Genomic DNA, 21454 nt, shown 5'->3' on the forward strand with positions numbered 1-21454 from the left:
TTTTAGTGATTAAGGTGGTGTGCGGTGGCTTCGGTATTGCGTTGCTCACCCCTTAACAGGGCGTTATAAGCCTTAATTGGATATCGGTAAATATGGAAACAGATAGACTTAAACTACTACCTCCTTCAATGGAATATCAACCTCTGATGCTTGAAGCGATAAGGGAAAGCAAAAATGAACTCGGTGTCTACCTTCCTTGGGTTCCATTTGCGTTAACAGAAGCTGAATCAATTGAAAATACGCAACAAGCCATCAATAACTTTGATAATTTTGAAGGTGAGTTACGTTATTCAATCATAGAAAAAAGTACAGGGCGCTTTCTTGGTGCAATAGGGTTAATTATTCGCGATAAATCAGTACCGTTTTTTGAAATTGGTTATTGGGTGCGTAGTTCAGGTGTTGGCAATGGTTTCATTTCTGAAGCAGTGAAAGCAATAGAGTCGTACGCGTTTAATGAGCTAAGCGCTAACCGAGTTGAAATCAAAGCTGCTGAACAGAATTTGAAAAGTAGAATGGTAGCAGAGCGAGGCGGGTATGCTTTTGAAGGTATTTTACGGAACGACCGAAGATTGCCATCTGGTGAATTGAGTGGCACGGCAGTTTATTCGAAAACAGGCATATAACAAACTGTTCAAGAGGGATTCGCAACGCGTGGCACTTTTACTATGCGTTGGTTTTAGTGATTAAGGTGGTATGCGGCAGCTTTCGTATTGCGTTGCTCACCCCTTAACAGGGCGTTATGTTTCATCTTAACAAGGAGTAAAAATGAAAATCTTAGCATTATTAGTTCCAATGATTGTTTCATTCACATGCAAATCTGAAGTGTTGTGGGATATAGATATTCAAGATTATTCAAAAAAGACAGGGAAGGTTTATGTATATGATCTTGTTGTAGGTGACAAAGCCAAGATTAATACGAACTACGCATTTTGTATAACCAAAGAAGGAAAGCTCGCAATAGATGAAACGGTTGAGGTTGGTTCAGGAAACACTCTTTTAACGATATTGCCAGGAAAGAAGGTTGCAGTTGACACCGAGGACGAAAAGTCGTTTTTAAAATCATTAATTAGCACAGACACTCAAGGTGGGTGCGCTTTCTGGACTGCACATCAAGGTAAATACATTAGACTTGTCGATTCAGTTAATGGCAAAACAAAGATATCCGAACTTGCGGTAGGTAATTAAACATAACAAAGCATTTAAGAGTGATTCGCAACGCTTGGCATTTTCGCTTCGCTCAAGTATAGCCAAGCGTCGCTCACACCTTAATGCGGCGTTAGGTTTATAAGGTAAGTTCATGGAAATTATCAGGTTTCAGTCTCATCACTACGAAGCTACAGCGAGGATCTACTTTGAATCTAGAGTTGCTACTTTTTCTTTCATGGATACATCGGGATATAGTCTGGCAGACTTCGCTAAAGACACTGATGGTGAAGAAATTTGGGTGGCTGTAGAGCAGGGGATAATTGTCGGTTTTATATCCATTTGGAAACCTGAAAACTTTATCCATCATTTGTTCGTTTGTCCGAATAATCTTAAACGTGGTATTGGTTTCAAACTGTTAAATCATGCCAAAGAACTAAGCAATAGCCTAAGCCTAAAAAGTCTTGTTCAAAATATAAATGCTACAGATTTCTACATTTCTCAAGGATTCAAAATTCAAGAGACAGTCGATAAAGGGCAAGAAAGTTATCATCTAATGAGCTTTGTGGCACAAACCTAACAAACAATTTAAGAGGGATTCCCAACGCTTGGCATTTTTGCTTCTACTTCAATTTTGGTGTTTATGGCACAATGCTTTAGGTTTGGGTGGTAGCGTTGCTCACCCCTTAATTGGGCGTTATATTTTTCTGGGAGTCATGGGTGAGTACTAAAGAAATTAATGAATACTACGACTCGACGGAAAATCGTGTCGTACGAGAAGATTTAATTTATGCGCTCAGTTTAGTCGGTGAAGAGCGTATCGCTATAGATTGTGGGTGCGGTGCCGGTTCTGATATTGCTTTTTTGAGATCTAAAGGCTTTGAAGTGTATGCTTTTGATGTGGAGGAAGAATCAATAAATCGATGTCAGGCGCGATTTAAAGGTGATGAGCGTGTACATTTGTCTAACGATGACTTTAGTTCATTTACTTATCCAGATGTGTCACTAGTCGTAGCCGACGCAAGTTTATTCTTCTGCCCACCAAATCAGTTCAACGATGTTTGGTCTCAGATAAGCTTTTCTCTTAGCTCAAGTAGTGGAGTATTTTGTGGATCTTTCTTAGGTCCAAATGACACAATGGCTAGTGCTGAATATAACAAATTGTTCAAGAGTGATTCGGCACGCGTGGCATTTTTGCTATGCGTTAGTTTTAGTGGTTAAGGTGTACTGCGGAAGCTAAGGTATTGCGTGCCTCACACCTTAACAAGGCGTTAGTTCTCAAAGTTGTTTTAACTATCAATGGAGTAAGTATGTTTACAGGCATAGTTCAGGCGGTAGCCGAAATTGTTGATGTGACAGATCAAAGAGGGATTAGAACTTTTGTTATCGACTTCCCTAAAGGGTTTTGTACTGATCTAGAAATTGGGGCAAGCATTGCTATTGACGGTGTGTGTCTGACAGTCACTGAAATACAGTCAGATGTTCGTGTTAAGTTCGACGTAATGCTGCAAAGCCTCTTGATCACAACTCTGAGTAAGTATTGCTCATCCCAATTAGTTAACGTTGAGAGAGCCGCAAAAGATGGGGCAGAAATTGGCGGCCACCCGCTATCTGGTCATGTGGACTTTAATGTGGCTATCGTCGAGGTAAAACAAATTGAGGATAACTATTGTGTTCGTTTAGCACTCCCTGAAGCATGGAAAAGATACGTTTTCCCTAAAGGTTATATAGCTCTAAATGGAGCGAGCTTGACTGTAGCTGACGTAAATAAGCATGAAGGTTGGTTTGAAGTTTGGCTTATTCCTGAGACTCGTAGAATGACGGTTTTCGAATCAAAAGCCATTGGTGACTTTATCAATATAGAAATCGAGCGTGGTACCCAAGTAGTTGTTGATACGGTTCGTGACACATTAAATGAAAACCTTGGACCACTATTACCATTGTTTGAAAAACTCCTTTTAGAGCAAGGTGTTGATTTGGATTCACTAGGCTATAAACCTCAGGCGCTCAGTGGGTCAAAGAACTAACAAACTGTTTAAGAGTGATTCACAACGCGTGGCATTTGTACTATGCGTTGGTTTTAGTGGTTAAGGTGGTATGCGGGAGCTTCTGTATTGCGTTGCTCACACCTTAACAGAGCGTTATGCTTTAAGATAGATTTCGGAGTATTAAAAATAATGAAAATAAATATGCACACATCTCATCCTTCAGCTTTTATAAGTTCAACATTTGTTGATTTGAAGTCTGATAGAGCACAAGTTGCAAGCGTACTTGCTGATAGAGGGTTGAATGTTAATGCTTTGGATATCCAACCAGCATCTAGCCAAACATCTAAAAAAGAAATCTTAACTGGCATACGAGAAAGCGACTTTGTAATTCTCATTATTGGCGACAGATACGGATCAATTTTGCCAAGTATGACGGGTAGCTCGACGTTAAGTATTACGTTTTGGGAATACAACAATGCCATTAAAATGGGTAAGCCAGTTATCGCTTATTTCAAATCAGGAATTAGCTCTGACCCTATATATCATGACGATAAAAGTGATAAAGAGTATGCCAAGAAAAGGAAGCTATTTGAACGCTTTAAAAGTGTCGTGTCTAGTCGCCACAATCCAGCATATTACTCATCTCCAGAAGAGTTAGCTGATAAGCTAGATAAATCTCTCATTAGCATCTACCGATCAGGTGTAAAAAAGCTAACCTCTGAAAAATCAGAGTTGAATTCAAAAATAGTAGAACTGGAGAGTGAACTTACTAGGTTAAAATCTCAAACGAGCTTAGGGCAGCCTGCTAAGGCTACAGAATCCCAGCCAAACTTCCTTTCATTGGGGTTGGGTAACCTTAAAGAGCCAACAGGTAATACTAACTCTCTAACAGGGCTGGCGTCTTTGATGGGTAAAAATAAAGCATAACAAAGCATTTAAGAGTGATTCGCAACGCTTGGCATTTTCGCTTCGCTCAAGTACAGCCAAGCGTCGCTCACACCTTAATGCGGCGTTATGTTTTAGGAGGGAATTGTCAGTATGAGCATAGAGCTAAGAAAAATTAACCATGATAATTTCTATGAAATCTGCCAGTTGAAAGTTGCTAAAAGTCAATTAAATCATGTTGATAGCAATGCTGTTTCATTGGCTGAAGCGAACTATATGGATTTTCCTTGGTTTCGTGGCATCTATGCTGATGATAAGCCAATAGGTTTCATCTTGGTAAACGCAGACATTTCCGCAGATAAACTTTTCCTTTGGCGTTTCATGCTAGATCAGGCACAACAGTCAAAAGGTTATGGTCGTAGAGCTATCGAGTTGTTAAGTTCAGAGTTGCTTAACGAGTTTGGAGCATCGGCTCTTTATACAAGTGTTGTAGATGGCACTGGTGGTCCAAAAGGTTTCTACTTAAATTGTGGTTTTATTCCTACTGGAAACTTAGTCGCAGGTAGGGAAATAGAGTTGAGCAGAACTCTTGAGCCCCAAACATAACAAACTGTTCAAGAGGGATTCGCAACGCGTGGCATTTTCACTATGCGTTGGTTTTAGTGTTTAAGGCGGTATGCGGCGGCTCTTGTATTGCGTTGCTCACCCCTTAACAGGGCGTTATGTAGCCGCGAGAGGGCGGTAAGTTAAAAGGGTTTATATATGTTAAATATTCGCCAAGCTTGCATTGAAGATATCAGTGTTATCAAGAAACTACAGTTTCAGCTTTATGAGTATCATCAAGCAAATTTACCTGACGACTTTTTATCACCGGAAGAAATTGAACAAAAAATAGACCTACACAAGATAATCGAAAGTGAAAGCTCAATTTTTCTAGTAGCCGAAATCAATGGGCAGTTAGTAGGTTTGGTTTTTGGTGAGCTATGGGTCCGTAAGTCTTGGACACTCAAACAGCGAAAAATCGCAAGCATTGAACAAATAGTAGTGGATTCATGTTTTAGAGACCAAGGCGTTGGACTGGCGCTAATAGAGGCATTTGAGGAAAGGGCTATTTCTAACGGCGGGGAAGAACTGTGGTTAGAAGTATACTCTTTCAATGAATCAGCTCTAGCTTTGTATCGCAAAGTTGGTATCGCGCCCAAAATCCAACTTGGACAGAAAGCGCTAGCCTGAAAGTCGGCTACATAACAATTGTTCAAGAGTAATTCAGCACGCGTGGCATTTTTACTATGCGTTAGTTTTAGTGGTTAAGGTGCTATGCGGAGGCTTCGGTATTGCGTGCCTCACACCTTAACAAGGCGTTATAACACTTTCCGGAGTGTTAGCATGGAGGCAATAATATGGACATAAAAAGAGTACACAATGCAAAATGTCATTGTGGGGCAGTTGAATTAGAACTAACGTTGCCAAATGGACTAGAAGATCCTCGTCGTTGCTCTTGTTCTATGTGTAGGAAGCGCGGAGCAATTGCTGCATCTGTTTTGCTTGAAAACCTCAAAATTGTAAAAGGTGAAGATAACTTGACCCTTTATCAATTTAATACCATGACGGCGAAGCACTACTTTTGTAAAACTTGCGGCATATATACTCATCACCAAAGGCGCTCCAATCCACATCAATTCGCAATTAATGTTGCGTGTCTTGAAGGTGTTAATCCTTATGATTTGGAGCCGGTCAAAATTTACGATGGTATTCATCACCCAAAAGACAGCATTAACTTGTAAGGGCAAACATTGAGGTATTTTATAATAAGCAATTTAAGAGGGATTCACAACGCTTGGCACTTTTGCTTCTACTTCATGTTTAGTGTTGATGGCACAATGTTTTAGGTTGTGTGGTGGCGTTGTTCACCCCTTAATTGGGCGTTATGTTTATAGGTGTAGATATGCTTGAATATTTAGCTTCATGGGCATCATCAAAATCCAAGATATTTAGCGGTGAAAGTTTAATTGTTGAATTGTCAGAGAAACTTGGTGACGAAGTAAAAGCTCAATACATTGAAATTGAAGGAAACGGCTTGCTATCTAGAGCAACTTTGTGGGAAACGGGCAACCTGGTTCTAGAAGCCATTGACATTGAATCAGAGCAGCATGCTATATCGGAAATCTATGAGTTGCGATATCATGCTCAAATCGACGATAAACTAAATTGGTGGCTAAGTGAAATTGCCACTTATGAGAAAGTCTAAACATAACAAACTGTTCAAGAGGGATTCGCAACGCGTGGCATTTTCATTATGCGTTGGTTTAAGTGATTAAGGTGGTGTGCGGTAACTTTTGTATTGCGTTGCTCACCCCTTAACAGGGCGTTATAAGCTTAAAGGGAATTAAATGAAACATCATGTAATGCTAGATATTGATGGAACACTACTACAGTCATATGCAATGGATGAACAGTGTTTTGTTGATGCTGTGCGAGAAACTATAGGGCTTGAAATATCTACAGATTGGGGTAGTTATCCCTTTGTCACAGATAGAGGAGTATTAAAAACCTTTATTGAGCAACAAGGCCTTAAATATTCTCTAGCTGAATTAGAGAGTCTCGTTAAACCTATTTTTATCCGTAATGTTCAGCAATCGGTTAAAACATCACCTCCCCAAGAAGTATCCGGAGCCAAAAAATTCGTGTCATATCTGTTAGACAGTGACGAATATGTTGTTTCTATTGCTACAGGTGGGTGGGGAGAAACAGCTAAGATAAAGTTGGAATCAGCTGGTTTTGAAACTGAGAAACTAGCGATTATGTCATCAAATGATCACTACTCTCGTATCAAAATTATGGAGTTGGCAAAATCAGCAATCAACCAAATTGATAACTATCCTGTTACCTATTTTGGTGACGCAGAATGGGACTTAGAAGCGTGCAAAGAGTTAGCTATTAATGTAGTGATTGTCGGTGGTAGAGTAAATCATTACCAGCGTATTCAAGACTTTAACTGTTTAGATACTGCTCTGAGTTTCGTGAAATAGGTCTGTACTACTCTTCACCACGCTTATAACAAAGCGTTTAAGACGGATTCACAACGCTTGGCATTTTCGGTTTTATTCAGTTTAAGTGTTTACGGCATAATGGTTTAGGTTAGGTGGTCGCGTTGTTCACCACTTAACGCGGCGTTAGGTGTCCGAGTACCCCACGTTTAGTAGACACTTTACTAAGTTAGATCTAGGGTCTAATTGAGAGGTGATTTATGGCTAAACATCGTAATCCAGCGTACACCGAAGAGTTCCGCAAAGAAGCAGTGCGCTTGGCCAGTCTTCCTGGCCGAACGGCTGTCTCCGTTGCCAAGGAGCTGGGCATCAGTGCCCAGCAGATCCGGAACTGGAAGCGCCAGTTCACACGCCTATCTGATAAACAGTTTAACACCTTAGACGGTGTCGATTATTCGAAGAATGAGTCCGAAGAGCTTCGAGCGCTAAGGCGCGAGAACAAGCGACTCAAAGATGAAATGGAATTCCTAAAAAAGGTCTCGGCGTACTTCGCGAAGCAGCAAGAGTGAAGTACGAGTTCATTGAAAGCTATGGCGGTGAGTATTCCATTAGCTTAATGTGCCGCACCTTAGAAGTGAGTCGGGGCGGCTATTATAAGTGGTGCCATCATACGCCGAGTGAGCGTTCAAAGCGGCGAGAGCGCTTTGAACAGTTGGTCATGTGTACCTTTGCCCAATATCGGGCATGCTATGGTTCAGTGCGAATAGCAGAAGAACTAAACGAAGCAGGCTATGCCTGCTGCGTGAATTATGTGGCTGATATCATGAAGGAAAAAGGTATCAGGGCACGGAATGGTAAAGGGTTTAAATACAGCAAGGATGTGGCTGCGATGACGAATGTTGCTGACAATTTACTGCGTAGAGACTTTGAATCTGAGGTACCAAATCAGAAGTGGGTTACGGACATCACGTATATCTGGGTGAAGAGCCGTTGGCTCTTCTTGGCGACAGTTATGGACTTGCATTCAAGGCGTATTGTGGGTTAGTCGTTAGGGACAACGATGACCGTCGAGCTCATCACCAATGCCCTAAAAATGGCGTTTGAGTCACGTAAGCCGCCTAAGGGCGTCATTATCCACTCGGACCGTGGTGTACAATACGGAGCATATAAATATCAGGACTTCATGCGTAAGCATGGAGGTGTACCGAGCATGAGTCGGCAGGGTAACTGTTGGGATAATGCAGTGATGGAGTCGTTCTATAGTCGACTGAAAGTCGAACTGATATACGCAGAAGACTACCAAACCCTCGAAGAAGCCCGAATGGGCATCTTCGAATACATCGAGGTATTTTACAATCGCAGAAGAAGACACTCAGCGTTGGGGCACGTCAGCCCAGTTGAGTATGAAAGTATGTAGTTATGTACTGTCTACTTTTTGTGGGGTACACCAGTGTTTAATGGAGAACAATTTTGCAGCAGTTATTTTTTATCGAAAAATCAGTGGCTGGTAGGTGTGGTCCTGACAACTGTATGTGGGACCTCAATGAACTATACAATAACAACGTAGTAGCCATTCTATCTGTGAATGACGGTGAAATGGTGCATGTTTCTCTTCTGGACTCATTGGGTATTGCCTACAAAAATATTCCGCTTTCAAGTAATGCACCACCTCTTGATGGTGATTTGGATCTTTGCTTGAGCACTCTCCCACAAATGCTCGATTTTATTGAACACCACGAGCGCAATGGTGTGGTTGTTATTCATTGTAAACCAGGTAAAGATCGCACTGGTCTAGCTTTGGCAGCATATTTAATGAGGACTAAAAAACTGTCCCCTAAAGAAGCTATTGACGCAGTTAAACAGGCAAGGAATATTGCCTTTACTGCTCCAGGTTGGGACGAATTTTCGCTTAAGGTACTGAGCGCGTTGAGAAACACCTAACAAATTGTTCAAGAGGGATTCGCAACGCGTGGCATTTTCACAATGCGTTGGTTTTAGTGATTAAGGTGGTATGCAGGAGCTTCGGTATTGCGTTGCTCACCCCTTAACAAGGCGTTATTTCCGCAACGGATCTCTCAGGCTGAATGTACGTGGTTGTAGCCTAAGAGTGAAAGTGGCGGGGTAATAGGGTGGAAAAGCGGCGAAAAGGGCGAATATTGGTCATTTCCATGCTAGCCTTAAAGCGCTTTAAGCGCACCTTAATATGGCGCAGCAATTAAAGAGTGACGCTAAAGCGATTTAAGGTAGTGAGCTGCCAAATACTTCGGCTTCGATTTTTGCCTGCATACCGAAAATTTCTCGTCATATCAAAAGATTAGGCGTAAACATAGCCGACTTTAGTTGCGGAATAACAAGACGTTCAAGCCGATTCGAAACGCATTGGGGTTTTAGTGCCCAAATAGGCACGGATTTATCAGAGTTTATTTTAGGTTAGGGTGGATCTGCGTCTCTCACACCTTAACTGCGCGTTATGCAAATGAGAAAATAAAATGGATATTCTAGAACGAGTTAAATATGTATTGAGCGAGGAAGCTAAAGCTATCCAGTCTGTTCACGTGAACGACTCTTACGAAGGCGTTGTTAAGTTAATAGCAAACTGTCAGAGCAAAATTATAACAACAGGCATCGGAAAAGCTGGGCATATTGCACATAAATTTTCAGCCACATTAAGTTCAACTGGTTCTCCGTCAGTATTTCTTCATCCTGCAGAGGCCGCTCATGGTGATTTAGGAATTGTTAGCCCAAGTGACATTTTAATCGCATTTTCCACGAGCGGAAAGTCGCGAGAGGTAATCGAAATTCTAGAGCTGGCACGTCACTTAGGGGTAACACATATCATTGGTGTAACCTCTCATCCAGACTCAGAGCTGAGGCAACATTGTGAATATGTATTAGATATGGGAATGCATAAAGAAGCTTGCCCACTTGATCTCACACCAACGACCACGATTGCCGTGATGCTTGCAATCAGCGATGCAATTGCGATCTCAGTAATGGAACTTAATGGCTTCACTAAAGAACAATATGGTTTAAGACATCACGGCGGTTACTTGGGCAGAAAGGCTCGCACGGACAACGAATCACATTAGCATAACAAACTGTTTAAGAGTGATTCGCAACGCGTGGCATTTTTACTATGCGTTGGTTTTAGTGATTAAGGTGGTATGCTGAGGCATCGGTATTGCGTTGCTCACACCTTAACATGGCGTTATGTGTATGATGATTCGGAGATAGAATGACGTATATCTATGACTGGTTTAGCTTCCCACAATATTTTTCGGTCTCTTGTCCTAAATGCGGCGCAGAAGCAAGAGCTAACGAATTACCAAACCTTAAGAATGTAAATAATCAGGTTGTTCGTTATAAACCCGAAGTAGTTAGCGGGTCGTTTAAATGTGAAGTATCGTGCTTGAAGTGTGGTTATCAAAGTGACTCTACTAACATTCACTGGGCTGATGATGCATATTGGCGATTTGATGTAAGAGGTAAAGTACTTTGGGCATGGTCAAAAGAGCATGCTCTTGCTATACGGGATTATCTCGCATCAACTGATCGTCGCGAAGACGAGTTTGGAATATATAGAATCTCATTACTGCATCTTCCGAAACATTTTAAATTATCGAAACATAGGACTGCGGCGGTGAAATCCATAAACAATGTCATTGCCCAATACACATAACAAACTGTTCAAGAGGGATTCGCAACGCGTGGCATTTTTACTATGCGTTGGTTTTAGTGTTTAGGGTGGTATGCGGCGGCTTCAGTATTGCGTTGCTCACCCCTTAACAGGGCGTTATGTGGTTGGAGAAAAATTATGAATCCATCAGCGGTTCTTGTTCATGTCCCAGATGTAGCGAAAGGGCTTGAATGGTACAAGAAAGCTTTTCCAGAAGCCGTACCGGTTTACCATCCTGACTTTGACTTCACAGCGCTTGATATAAATGGTTTCTCACTAGAAATAGTCCAAGCAGACAAAAAGGTTGGTGCTGGTAAAAGTGGCACAGTTGTTTACTGGTCAGTAGATAACTTATGTGTTGCCCTGGCTCATTTTGAAGAACTCGGTGCGTGCCTTTATCGTGGACCAATGGAAATTGAAGATGGGCTTTCAATGTGCCAAGTTGAGGACCCATTTGGAAATTTAATAGGACTACGTGGGAAAACCACATAACAAATTGTTCAAGAGGGATTCGCAACGCGTGGCATTTTTACTATGCGTTAGTTTTAGTGTTTAAGGTGGTATGCGGCGGCATCGGTATTGCGTTGCTCACCCCTTAACAAGGCGTTAGTTGGTTCAAGGAGTTGAAGCTATGTATAAACAATCGGAAGTTAACAAAGCATTGATAACCATCCTTTTGATTCTCAGTGCGATTATAGTTTTTACCTCTAGTTATATCGGAGTTGTGCTCATAGCTCTGGCAATCAACTTTGTTATAGGAACATTGTTTTACTCGATGACGATCGAAGTAAATGGGAATAAAGTTGGCTGGTATTTTGGTCTTGGGTTTCTTCGTAAGGAAGTCGAAGTTTCAAGCATTACAGAAGTTTCAATTTATGAAACTAAGTGGTATCAGGGCATCGGAGTTCGTATGTTAAAGGACGGCTGGCTGTACAATGCTTCAGTAGGTAAAGCCCTTAAATTAAAGTTGTCTAGTGGCAAAAATATTTACCTTGGATGCAAAGACGTTGAAGGTCTTCAGTTAGCCTTGGCATCCACCAACTAACAAACTGTTTAAGAGTGATTCGCAACGCTTGGCATTTTTGCTATGCGTTGCGTTTAGTGTTTAAGGTGGTATGCGGTAGCTTCGGCATTGCGTTGCTCACACCTTAACAGGGCGTTAGCAATCTTAGGAGGGATGGTGTGCAACATTTTAAGGGGTGCAAGTTAGTTGTTAAGTGTAACGACCAAATTATCACCTATAAAAGAGATAATATTTCTTCCATCTCATATCCGAATTACTGGGATTTACCTGGTGGCGGCCGTGAAGGGAACGAAACTCCAGAGGATTGTGCACTCAGAGAGCTCAAAGAAGAATTCGGGATCGAACTGTGCCCATCGCGTATTCATTACAAGCAAAAAGTAGATAGTCATACAGGTTTTGGTTATGCGTATTTTCTTGCTGTGACGATAACCGAAAGTGAGTTACGTGAAATTCAGTTTGGTGATGAGGGGCAATATTGGAAGCTTATGGACATAGAAGCGTACTTAGCCCTCCCAGACGCTGTGCCATCTAACCAGCAAAGATTGAGAGGCTATCTCGACCTCTGAGTTCTTATTGCTAACAAGGCGTTCAAGACGGATTCACAACGCTTGGCGATTTCAGTTCAAGTCAGGTTCAGTGTTTAAGGTGCAATGTTTAGGTTTGGTGGTTGGCGTTGCTCACCACTTAACGCGGCGTTATGCTCAAAGAGAAAGCGATGAAATTGTTTGAAAAGGTCATTATTAAAAGTGCGCTCGATACTCTTTCGATTGACTGGGAAACTATTGTTAATAGTGTAGATCTTAATCAGCAGATTTATTTTACCGGTGCTGGGTACTTTTTGACGCTAAAGTCCCGTTCAATACCCATAGACAGACATGTTGTTTCAGAACCTGTATTTGTAGGAAAACTAGGCAATGTTGATGTTGGGTTTATCGTAATAATTGAAAACAACGAGCTGACACTTGAATGCTATACCTATGGTGAAACGATTACCGCTAAAGATAGGGATAACAAGTTTCGGTGCCCTCTTGCAGAATGAGCATAACAAACTGTTCAAGAGGGATTCGCAACGCGTGGCATTTTTACTATGCGTTGGTTTTGGTGTTTAACTTGGTTTGCGGCGGCTTCTGTATTGCGTTGCTCACCCCTTAACAGGGCGTTAGCTTTCAAGGAGGAAAATTGAGCGCAAGTGACTATATCAAAGAGGTTCGTTCTAAGATTGGAACGATGCCACTTCTTATCCCCGGCGTTGCGGGTGTCATTTTAAATGAAAATAAAGAGCTACTACTTCAGCAAAAATCAGATGGCACATGGACCCTTCCTGCCGGAATGATCGAACCTCAAGAGTCGCCAGTGCAAGCATTGATCAGGGAAGTTCGCGAGGAAACGGGTTTGGCTGTAAAAGTAGATCGCCTACTTGGTGTATTCGGTGGTGAGGGTTTTGGTTTTACATACCCAAATGGTGATCAAGTTGAATACACAGTTATCATGTTCAAATGTGTAGTAGAAAGTTGTTCTCAATCCGCACTCGATGATGAAACGGTATGCCTTAAATGGTTTTCAAAAGGTAATATGCCAAGGCTTGAGCTGCCTTACCCGTTGGATTGTTTATTTGCAGAAAATGATTCAGTGTACTTCGTTGGCTAGAAAGCTAACAAATTGTTCAAGAGTGATTCGGCACGCGTGGCATTTTTACTATGCGTTAGTTTTAGTGGTTAAGGTGGTATGCGGAGGCATCGGCATTGCGTGCCTCACACCTTAACAAGGCGTTATATGCTAGGAGGAAGAATTGGACAAAATCATTATTTCACACCTAGTTGATAGTGATCGAAGTGCTGTATTTGACTTGCTCCAAAACGAGCAGACTATGAAGTTTTTGGGACCAAGAAGACCTTTGACTGATGGAGAAGCTGAGGCTTGGTTTGTTAATGAGCAACAATCAGAAACCAGATTTGCGTTCAGGTCTGTTGAAAATAACGAAATTGTTGGCTTTTGTGGAGTTACGCTACTTGATGCTGAGCTAGACTTTGGGTATTTCATTCGTCATAAGTTTTGGGGGCAAGGACTAGCTGTTTTAATGTGCAAGCTGGCAATATTTAAATTGGCTCAAACCATCGACTTAACCCAAGTGAAAGTGTTTATAGCTTCAGATAATGTGGGTAGCCAAAAAGTAGCGCATAAACTGGGTTGGCAAATAAAGAGTGCAGCCAAGAATGAATTTGAGTCAGGGCACTTGTATCAAATTCGCATATAACAAGGCGTTTAAGACGGATTCACAACGCTTAGCGATCTCAGTTTAAATTGAATTTAGTGTCTAAGGTACAATAGTTTAGGTTTGGTGGTTGGCGTTGTTCACCACTTAACGCGGCGTTAGAGCGCAGGAGAAAAAAGTATGAACATGACCGATATAGTTGAATACATTTCATATCTTATCGCCGGCATTATTATCGCTCCTTTCGGCTTCATGCTGTTTAGAGAATTCATCGGTAAAGATCGCAAGACAGTTACAGATGAAGTCAAATCGACAGTAGGTGATGAATCGAGAAAGTTTCTGGGTGGTAGGTATGGTGATGCTGTTGTAGGTCAATTTGTTGAGTTTAAACTGATAATAGCGATAGGCTTGCCAGTAGTACTATTTCTAGGAGTTTCTTCCTTGGTTAATTCTCTTTTGAAAGTTCTGTTCAACCTGTGAGTTGCGCTCTAACAAACTGTTCAAGAGGGATTCGCAACGCGTGGCATTTTTACTATGCGTTGGTTTTAGTGTTTAAGGCGGTATGCGGCGGCATCGGTATTGCGTTGCTCACCCCTTAACAGGGCGTTAGCTGCAATCGGTATTTTGGAGATTAAAAATCAGATGTATAAACTAGAAATTTTTTGCACACCTGAGCAACAAGGCCTAGTTCTAAGTACTTTACATGAGTCAAGTGTCGATAAAATCGGAAACTATGATCACTGCTGGGCTATTGGGTCGGTTACAGGGTCTCACCGAGCTCTCTATGGCTCAACTCCCATATTTGGAGATAAGGGGAAAGTGGAAAACTACCCACTGTTAAAAGTAGAAATTAACGTGGCCAAGAGCCAAGTTAAACCCATAGTTGAACAGATACGAGTGTGCCTCGGTTGGGAAGAGCCTTTAGTGAATGTCTTCAAAGTTTATAACTTAGAGTTTGATCTTTGACGGTGGAATTTGCAGCTAACAAACTGTTCAAGAGGGATTCGCAACGCGTGGCATTTTCAATATGCGTTGGTTTTAGTGGTTAAGGTGGTCTGCGGCGGCTTTGGTATCTCGTTGCTCACCCATTAACAGGGCGCTAGCAAACAAGGCGGAAATATGGAAATCCGAAAATATAGTAGTAAGTATCGAGCGCAATGTATTGAAGCGTTTGAAAGTAATATTGGTCAATACTTTGATTCATCAGAGCGTGTAGAATTTATCGAATATCTTGATGCTTTATCTGAAAGTTCTGAATACTATGTTTGCCTTGAAAGCGACAGTGAGAAATTGCTTGGTTGTGGTGGTGTCGGGTTAAAGTCATCAGTTGCTTCTTTGGCTTGGGGCTTGGTCCATAAAGAACTTCATGGTCAAGGTATAGGAACACAGTTAACTGACTTACGACTGTCTTATATAAAGAACAATACCTCATTGCATAAGGTGAAAATCGAAACATCCCAACACACTCAAGGTTTCTACGAGAAACGTGGTTTTACAGTAACCAAAACCATCCCAAACGGTTTTGGTGCAGGAATTGATTGTGTGGTAATGGAGTTATGCATAAGTCGTTGAGTTTGTTTGCTAACAAAGCGTTTAAGACGGATTCCCAACGCTCGGCATTTTCGGTTTGATTCAGCTTTAGTGTTTACGTCACAATGGTTTAGGTGTGGTGGTCTGCGTTGCTCACCACTTAACGCGGCGTTAGCAGTCAAGGATGAATATGAAACAAAACTATCAAGTTCATGAAGACATGTATGTTGAAGCTCTCCAAGCTGGCTGGAAAGGTTGGGGTGGCAACGAGCGAATGTCTAAAGCAGTTTTAGTGGAGCGTTTTCTCGAGCTATTTAAACGACCTGTGCAAGGTAAACTGCTCGAATTAGGTTGCGGTGATGGACATCATTGCAGAGCCTTCCAGAAGTTGGGCTTTGAGGTGACAGGTATAGATATTTCACCAACCGCAATCGAATGGGCAAAGGAAAAAGCCAGAGCAACAGGAGTCGAGGGTAATTATTATTTAGCGGACCTAACGGTAGCGTCTCTTGAACTTCCAGAACGTTATGATGTTGTTATTGACGGTAATTGCTTGCATTGCATTATCGGTGCAGATCGAGTCATATTCTTGAGTCATGTTTATCGTTCACTGTCTGAAAACGGGGTGTTTTTTGTCAGTAGCTTGTGCTCTAAAAATGAAATGAGCTATGAAACTTATAGAGATGGCAGTCCATATCGTCATGTTACCTCTGAAAATGATCTAGTTGTTGAACTAGAGAAAGCAGGGTTCCAAGTGCTTCATGTCAGTGTTTATGAGCGTGAAAGTTCAAACCACATAACGGTGTATGCGATAAAAGCATAATTTTGAGCAGAAAAACTGCTAACAAATTGTTCAAGAGTGATTCGGCACGCGTGGCATTTTTACTATGCGTTGGTTTTAGTGGTTAAGGTGGTATGCGGAGGCTTCGGTATTGCGTGCCTCACACCTTAACAAGGCGTTATGTGCTTTGGTGTTCGTGTTGTTTAGATGTGCATGCAAGTCAATTTAAATTAGTAAAAGGAATTACTATGTCCAAAAAGGAATCGGATAAAAGTACAGCACTTAAGTTGGGTTTGTTCATGGCTGGCTCGGTATTTGGTGCAGTCTTGTATATCTTTTTTGCATTTCCAGCATCTTGATTGTTCGGGTTACTAAGTGTTGTCGGTTGGGTAGCCACGGTTAGGCTCAAGCTACATGTAGGGATAGAATGTTGTTGCCATCGTATACGTCATTGTCACACTTCTTATGGTTAAAGTGCTTTTAAAGAAGAAAGTCTCCAAAAGTGTACTTTTTTATTTCGCACTTGAACTTTATTTTGGTGCAGTTGCGGTCGCCTCTTATATCGATTAGCTGTTCTGTTAGCAAAGGTATTCAGTTTAAGCACGCACATAACAAGAGACTATGGCGTCAATAGTTAATTTTTGACGCTATCTTGTTGCTTGAGGGTAAAACGTTTTATTCCATTGCCAAGAGTCTTTGCCACACTTAATCGAGAGTTCACCACGTACACGCCCAAGCAAGAACCACCACTTATTGACGACTTGCCGAAATCATGTATTTCTAAAACCTGCGTCGTAGACGATGATAGGTGTGCCACCTTTTGGGAGCAGAGATTGCAGCTTATCGAGAAAGTGATGGTGGCTCTTGGGTGAGTTATAGCTTTTGTACTCAAATGCCTGCTCATAAAGTGTGACGGCGCGTGCTTTGACAGATACCGAAGCGCGTAATGTCATATAGCGCAGTTGTTCTCGAACATAAGACCAATCAACCAGTACCACCGAAAATGGATTGGCATGTGTAATAAAGGAGGCATGCCATCTATATATGGATTCTTTTTCACGATGTAGATTGCGATTACCAAGCAGTCGGCCGATACGTTTGATGGCATGTTTCACTGTGGTATCAGTATCGAGAGCTCTTCCAATTTTAGTGAGTGTTAGAACAGAGCCATCAAGAACCGCTTTGGTTGCAAGCATTAGAGATCTAAGTCGTTTTTTGTGAATTTCAGGGCATTGATTCTCTATAGTTTGCTGTAGAATTTGAATATCGCGCATCGTTAGGGCTCCCTATTAAATCCATTTAATCAGGTGTGTTTTTGGCGAAATTCATTCGATCAGAATGAGTGGTACTCGTCTACTCATTGTTTTATATGAAATTATGAGGGGATTCATAATAACAGGGTGTTATATGCCACTTTGAGATTATAGGGAAAATCATGCAATTGGAACTAGATGGCTACTATCTTCGTTCACTGGATGTGGAAGATAAGGAAGCATTTTACAAGTGGTCTCGTGACCGTGAAGTTACACTTTATAGTCTTTCTTCATACGCGTATCCTCAATCAAAATCAGATATCGAGGAATGGCTTTTATCCATAAATTCAGATCCTAAAAATATATCTTTCGGTATATGTAGCACCGAAAATGATCAGCTACTTGGGTATGCTGGTATATCTGGGATCAGTACTCTAAATCGTAGCGGTGAATACTTCATTCTTATTGGAGAAAAAAGTTATTGGGGTAAGGGGGTTGGTACATCAGTAACAAAAATCGTAACAGATTACGCTATACGAACTCTTGGTTTGCACAGAGTTCAGCTTACAGCAAGCTCTCTTAATTACGGTGCGATTAAGGCTTATGAAAATGCAGGTTATAAACATGAGGGCGTGATGCGACAATCAGGTTTTCGTAATGGTGAATTTGTCGATAAAGTACTGATGTCAGTTCTGTCTACAGAGTGGTTATTGATATAAAAAAATATTTAAGGATTCAAGATACTTTTTCTAATCCAATTTGGGCACGTTAGAATCCATACCCCAACGTGCTTTTGTCCAAAGCTTCTCAGGTCGAGTTTTTTAGCCGATGCACTTCCTAGCTCAAAAGTGTGTTTAGTGCTTTTACTCATTCGTATTCTGTATATGATATTTGCCTTAATAAAAGTTATTCATGTCAGCTGTAGTTCGCTTTAATCACCCTTGTTATTAGATCAATCAACTTTTCCTTCACGTTGTCAGTTGCTGCTTGTGAACGATGAACTTGAACGCCAATATTTCCCAATTCTGGTAATCCTTTTTTGATGATTTCGAGGTGAGCTGGACAACCCATGCTCGTTCGAACTGTAATACCTATTCCCGCGTGTACAGCAGGCCAGACACCACCGAGACTTTGGCTTTGGTATACAACTTTCCATTTTATTCTTTCAGCATCCAACGCTTCTATGGCTTTCTGTTTAAAAAGGCAATTTGGCTCAACCACTACCAATGGTAAAGGTATATTTTTTTCGAGAAAATGACCGAGGGGGAAATCTGGTGAGGATACCCAATGTACTGGAGTATGGGCAATGGTATCAGAGTATGGAGTTCGCTTAACGCCTTGCCAAGTAACAGATATATCGAGTGAACCATCTTCAATAGCCGATATTAGTCCAGCGTACCTCTCGATCATTGTATTCATATGAATTTGTTCATTAATGCGACTAAAGCGTCCAAGGCATTCGGTGAGAATTTCTTCTGCAAAATCTTCTTGTAACCCAACATTTACTGTGCCTTGCAAATCAACGCATCTTAAGGTTTCCAACACTTCATCGTTCAGAGCAAGCATTCTCTTTGCGTAGCTCAATAAATACTCTCCTTGCTCAGTTGGTAATAGATATCGGCCCTCTTTCTTTACTAGTGTGGAATCAGTCTGCATTTCTAGTTTTTTCAAATGTGCACTTACAGCAGATGTTGACTTGTGTTGATGTTTTGCCGCGAGGGCAAAGCTTTTATATTCAATGCCAAGTACGAATGTTTTTAGAGCCTGAAGATCCAATACCGTATCTTTCATATCACTGAATGTCCCAAAATTGTGAATTTATTGTCCTGAATGTTTTGATTTTTCGAATTGTCTGCAGATGTCATTATAAACATCGGTTTTGAAATCGGAAGTAATGGAATGACTAATAACCAAGATAAATTAACGATTACCCCGAGGCTAAACGAGTTAACTAAAAATGTACTGTCGGGTGACGCTTACAAACCTAGCCTTGTTAGGAAGGCTTAAAGAATTGCCCCCGCACATAGATCTCGCAACAACTTACGGGATCACTAACAGAGAATTCAAAGAAACGTTAACTCATTTGGCTTTTTATGTTCGGTGGTTTGCAACTGACAGTGTGATTAAGCGTGTAAGTAACGCCGTTAGCTTAGATAGAGTATTCAGTAAATAGGAGATAGAAATGATCGCTATGCAATATAAAGTAGTTCTTCCATCTGATTATCCGATGGAGTCTATTGAGAAAAGAATTCAAGAAAAAGGTCACCTTTTTGATGGGGTTCCAGGGTTAATTTTGAAGGCTTTTCTATATTCACGTAAAGATGCTAAAAGTTATGAAAATCCTATAAATAGTTATGCGCCTTTTTATGTTTGGAGAGATCATCATGCAATGGCCTCATTTCTTCAAAGTGATGGTTTTAAAGCGGTTTGTGAACATTTTGGTCGCCCGAAGGTTGAAGTATGGTATGTTGATGAGGAGCCAACGGTGCCGACCTCTCAACACTCCCTTGCGTGCATTTATAAGAATCTGAGTCAGCCTAAAGATGTTCACGGACTAAACTATACTTCGTGGGAAACAATTGGGGTGACGTGGTTGAGTAGTTCTGACGGCATTAATGATAGCAGGGGAGAAGTTTACTCTGTGGGCTATGTTGCTCATGGTCAAAATGATACTTAGTTAGAAGTTCTAACGCGCTGCTCCCAAAAACTAAAAGACTGCAATTTGCACTTATGGCACTTCTCAACTCGAGAGTGCCGCGAGAGAGACTCAAAATGATAGAACCTGCGTTTTGTATACGATCAGTTAAACCAACATAGATCGGCGACCAAAACTTACCTGAGCATGTTGCTTTGAGTTTCATTGATATATGTCTTTAATTTTTTGTATTGGCTTGTTGTATTCTACCCGTAAAGGGACTCTAGGTTATTGTTAAATGAGCGTCCATTTATTAATAGTTAAGCTTATTTAGAACTAGCTAACACTTCTTAGATTTAATATGCATTTGGTTGCTTATTTTATTTTCTAGCCATTAAGATGTTGATTTTTTGAGGTTTAGAATCAATGAAAACGGATAACTGTGCAGTATTAGATGGTGAAGGGCGTAATGATTATGCACGCTACATGAAGACCGATGTTTTGTTGTCACTTCAACTGCCTGATGAAAAGCTGATCCATAAGGATGAGATGATGTTTCAAATTGTGCATCAATCGACGGAGCTATGGCTCAAACTAAGTTGCTATGAGTTGAAGCAGGCAAGATCATCGATAGAACAGGAAAAAATTCAACAAGCCATGACTCATGTCAGAAGAGCAGCACTGGCAGTTGCTCAGATCATCGAGCAATTGAGTATATTAAAGTCTATGACTCCATGGGATTTCCAAGGTATACGGCCTGCACTGGGTAATGGCTCAGGTATAGAATCACCGGGTTGGCGTGAAACTCAGTCTATAGCCAAGCAGTTAAACATTGCGGTGGAGACTTATTTGTCAGAGAAAGACATTGACCTTGTCAACCTATACAAATCGCAAACCCATACTCCATTATTCGCTTTGATGGAATCTTTGATTGACTGGGATGAGAATGTCAGCTTATGGCGCACATATCATTACAAACTTGCCGTTAGAACTTTGGGGATGAATACTCAAGGAACCAGAGGTAAGCCGATTGAGAAGTTAACCAGATTGATTGATCGCCAATTCTTTCCTCAAGTTTGGCAAGTAAGAACTAAGTTAACTTCTTCGGTTTACTAATCATAGTAACGCTCTCACAGTTGAGTTTTGATAAATACATTCCGATGTAAAAGTTTTTACTGGTGTACTTTTATGGCTCACTGATTCGGATTGTTGCAAGGGATGGAAGTTATTTGTGAGGTGCCCGTATGAGCACCTCAATTCCTTCGTAAATTCTAAATATGTTAAAAAGTTTGTTGAGGAAGGCAGAGCGGCTTTGTTGTACTGCTGCCAGTTAGTTGCTT

The 21454-nt window shown here is 41.2% G+C and carries 31 protein-coding genes and 1 pseudogene; 30 read left to right on the top strand and 2 right to left on the bottom strand.

The features are described 5' to 3' along the window. Positions 1-92 precede the first annotated feature (92 nt). From A8140_RS16010 to A8140_RS16215, 27 genes are all read left to right on the top strand, one after another. Entirely contained in the window at positions 93-623 is a 531-nt protein-coding gene (locus A8140_RS16010; RefSeq protein ID WP_038863386.1) for a GNAT family N-acetyltransferase, read from the top strand. A 142-nt stretch (positions 624-765) separates the two neighbouring features. Then, the gene (locus A8140_RS16020; RefSeq protein ID WP_005536771.1) at positions 766-1185 is read left to right on the top strand and encodes a hypothetical protein; all 420 of its coding nucleotides are present in this window, start codon (positions 766-768) and stop codon (positions 1183-1185) included. Between the two features lie 112 nt (positions 1186-1297). Further along, positions 1298-1723, top strand: a complete 426-nt coding sequence (locus tag A8140_RS16025) for a GNAT family N-acetyltransferase (RefSeq protein ID WP_005536774.1) — start codon at positions 1298-1300, stop codon at positions 1721-1723. A 140-nt stretch (positions 1724-1863) separates the two neighbouring features. After that, complete coding sequence (locus tag A8140_RS25900) at positions 1864-2364, top strand: class I SAM-dependent methyltransferase (protein ID WP_005536776.1); 501 nt, start codon at positions 1864-1866, stop codon at positions 2362-2364. 89 nt (positions 2365-2453) lie between these two features. Continuing rightward, a complete protein-coding gene (locus A8140_RS16040; protein WP_005536778.1) occupies positions 2454-3170 on the top strand; it encodes a riboflavin synthase in 717 nt (238 codons plus the stop codon). Positions 3171-3320: 150 nt separating this feature from the next. Then, the gene (locus A8140_RS16050) at positions 3321-4058 is read left to right on the top strand and encodes a DUF4062 domain-containing protein (protein ID WP_080619574.1); all 738 of its coding nucleotides are present in this window, start codon (positions 3321-3323) and stop codon (positions 4056-4058) included. A gap of 111 nt (positions 4059-4169) precedes the next feature. Continuing rightward, positions 4170-4622 (top strand): GNAT family N-acetyltransferase, encoded by a 453-nt coding sequence (locus tag A8140_RS16055; protein WP_005537494.1) that lies wholly within the window; start codon positions 4170-4172, stop codon positions 4620-4622. A 156-nt stretch (positions 4623-4778) separates the two neighbouring features. Continuing rightward, positions 4779-5249, top strand: coding sequence for a GNAT family N-acetyltransferase (locus tag A8140_RS16065; protein ID WP_005536584.1), 471 nt, complete (start codon positions 4779-4781; stop codon positions 5247-5249). 167 nt (positions 5250-5416) lie between these two features. Next, complete coding sequence (locus A8140_RS16075) at positions 5417-5800, top strand: GFA family protein (RefSeq protein ID WP_005536580.1); 384 nt, start codon at positions 5417-5419, stop codon at positions 5798-5800. A 161-nt stretch (positions 5801-5961) separates the two neighbouring features. After that, positions 5962-6264 (top strand): immunity protein TriTu family protein, encoded by a 303-nt coding sequence (locus A8140_RS16080; RefSeq protein WP_005536578.1) that lies wholly within the window; start codon positions 5962-5964, stop codon positions 6262-6264. Between the two features lie 142 nt (positions 6265-6406). Continuing rightward, a complete protein-coding gene (locus A8140_RS16085; RefSeq protein WP_005536576.1) occupies positions 6407-7045 on the top strand; it encodes an HAD family hydrolase in 639 nt (212 codons plus the stop codon). Positions 7046-7263: 218 nt separating this feature from the next. Next, the gene (locus A8140_RS16090) at positions 7264-7572 is read left to right on the top strand and encodes a transposase (RefSeq protein WP_005536574.1); all 309 of its coding nucleotides are present in this window, start codon (positions 7264-7266) and stop codon (positions 7570-7572) included. Continuing rightward, entirely contained in the window at positions 7569-8048 is a 480-nt protein-coding gene (locus tag A8140_RS16095) for an IS3 family transposase (protein ID WP_152429135.1), read from the top strand. Before A8140_RS16090 ends, A8140_RS16095 begins: the two co-directional genes overlap by 4 nt. A gap of 15 nt (positions 8049-8063) precedes the next feature. Beyond that, the gene (locus A8140_RS16100; protein WP_086016019.1) at positions 8064-8420 is read left to right on the top strand and encodes an IS3 family transposase; all 357 of its coding nucleotides are present in this window, start codon (positions 8064-8066) and stop codon (positions 8418-8420) included. 53 nt (positions 8421-8473) lie between these two features. Continuing rightward, entirely contained in the window at positions 8474-8944 is a 471-nt protein-coding gene (locus A8140_RS16105; RefSeq protein ID WP_005536573.1) for a protein-tyrosine phosphatase family protein, read from the top strand. Between the two features lie 548 nt (positions 8945-9492). Continuing rightward, the gene (locus A8140_RS16115; protein ID WP_005536572.1) at positions 9493-10092 is read left to right on the top strand and encodes a KpsF/GutQ family sugar-phosphate isomerase; all 600 of its coding nucleotides are present in this window, start codon (positions 9493-9495) and stop codon (positions 10090-10092) included. Positions 10093-10238: 146 nt separating this feature from the next. Next, a complete protein-coding gene (locus A8140_RS16125) occupies positions 10239-10682 on the top strand; it encodes a hypothetical protein (RefSeq protein ID WP_005536571.1) in 444 nt (147 codons plus the stop codon). A 135-nt stretch (positions 10683-10817) separates the two neighbouring features. Continuing rightward, positions 10818-11171, top strand: coding sequence for a VOC family protein (locus tag A8140_RS16135; protein ID WP_005536569.1), 354 nt, complete (start codon positions 10818-10820; stop codon positions 11169-11171). A 139-nt stretch (positions 11172-11310) separates the two neighbouring features. Beyond that, the gene (locus tag A8140_RS16145) at positions 11311-11724 is read left to right on the top strand and encodes a hypothetical protein (RefSeq protein WP_005536567.1); all 414 of its coding nucleotides are present in this window, start codon (positions 11311-11313) and stop codon (positions 11722-11724) included. 137 nt (positions 11725-11861) lie between these two features. After that, the gene (locus A8140_RS16155) at positions 11862-12269 is read left to right on the top strand and encodes an NUDIX hydrolase (protein WP_038863928.1); all 408 of its coding nucleotides are present in this window, start codon (positions 11862-11864) and stop codon (positions 12267-12269) included. Positions 12270-12418: 149 nt separating this feature from the next. Continuing rightward, on the top strand, positions 12419-12742 hold the full coding sequence (locus A8140_RS16160) for a hypothetical protein (protein ID WP_005536953.1): 324 nt from the start codon (positions 12419-12421) through the stop codon (positions 12740-12742). Positions 12743-12882: 140 nt separating this feature from the next. Beyond that, a complete protein-coding gene (locus tag A8140_RS16170) occupies positions 12883-13350 on the top strand; it encodes an NUDIX domain-containing protein (protein WP_005536949.1) in 468 nt (155 codons plus the stop codon). 142 nt (positions 13351-13492) lie between these two features. Beyond that, positions 13493-13957: a GNAT family N-acetyltransferase gene (locus tag A8140_RS16180; protein WP_005536945.1), complete on the top strand. Its 465-nt coding sequence runs from the start codon at positions 13493-13495 to the stop codon at positions 13955-13957. Positions 13958-14095: 138 nt separating this feature from the next. Then, entirely contained in the window at positions 14096-14395 is a 300-nt protein-coding gene (locus tag A8140_RS16185; protein ID WP_005536942.1) for a hypothetical protein, read from the top strand. Positions 14396-14557: 162 nt separating this feature from the next. Continuing rightward, entirely contained in the window at positions 14558-14881 is a 324-nt protein-coding gene (locus A8140_RS25905; protein WP_005536938.1) for a YqfO family protein, read from the top strand. Positions 14882-15034: 153 nt separating this feature from the next. Next, positions 15035-15487 (top strand): GNAT family N-acetyltransferase, encoded by a 453-nt coding sequence (locus A8140_RS16205; protein ID WP_005536936.1) that lies wholly within the window; start codon positions 15035-15037, stop codon positions 15485-15487. Between the two features lie 142 nt (positions 15488-15629). After that, positions 15630-16268: a class I SAM-dependent methyltransferase gene (locus tag A8140_RS16215; protein WP_087490661.1), complete on the top strand. Its 639-nt coding sequence runs from the start codon at positions 15630-15632 to the stop codon at positions 16266-16268. Between the two features lie 611 nt (positions 16269-16879). Here the strand turns inward: A8140_RS16215 and A8140_RS16225 are convergent. Beyond that, positions 16880-17500, bottom strand: a pseudogene (locus A8140_RS16225) (IS4 family transposase); the annotation flags it as partial. Positions 17501-17661: 161 nt separating this feature from the next. On the opposite strand from A8140_RS16225, the gene A8140_RS16230 reads away from it, so the two are divergent. Continuing rightward, the gene (locus tag A8140_RS16230; protein ID WP_005536399.1) at positions 17662-18198 is read left to right on the top strand and encodes a GNAT family N-acetyltransferase; all 537 of its coding nucleotides are present in this window, start codon (positions 17662-17664) and stop codon (positions 18196-18198) included. A 196-nt stretch (positions 18199-18394) separates the two neighbouring features. Here A8140_RS16230 and A8140_RS16235 read toward each other — a convergent pair whose 3' ends face one another. Next, positions 18395-19270 (bottom strand): LysR substrate-binding domain-containing protein, encoded by an 876-nt coding sequence (locus A8140_RS16235; protein WP_005536397.1) that lies wholly within the window; start codon positions 19268-19270, stop codon positions 18395-18397. A gap of 391 nt (positions 19271-19661) precedes the next feature. Between A8140_RS16235 and A8140_RS16245 the strand changes: the two genes are divergently transcribed. Together A8140_RS16245 and A8140_RS16250 are read left to right on the top strand one after the other, a co-directional pair. Then, positions 19662-20156, top strand: a complete 495-nt coding sequence (locus A8140_RS16245) for a DUF4865 family protein (RefSeq protein ID WP_005536395.1) — start codon at positions 19662-19664, stop codon at positions 20154-20156. A 384-nt stretch (positions 20157-20540) separates the two neighbouring features. Then, positions 20541-21230 (top strand): tryptophan 2,3-dioxygenase family protein, encoded by a 690-nt coding sequence (locus A8140_RS16250; RefSeq protein ID WP_005536393.1) that lies wholly within the window; start codon positions 20541-20543, stop codon positions 21228-21230. Positions 21231-21454 lie beyond the last annotated feature (224 nt).

Source organism: Vibrio campbellii CAIM 519 = NBRC 15631 = ATCC 25920, assembly GCF_002163755.1.
GTDB classification, from domain to species: Bacteria; Pseudomonadota; Gammaproteobacteria; order Enterobacterales; family Vibrionaceae; genus Vibrio; species Vibrio campbellii.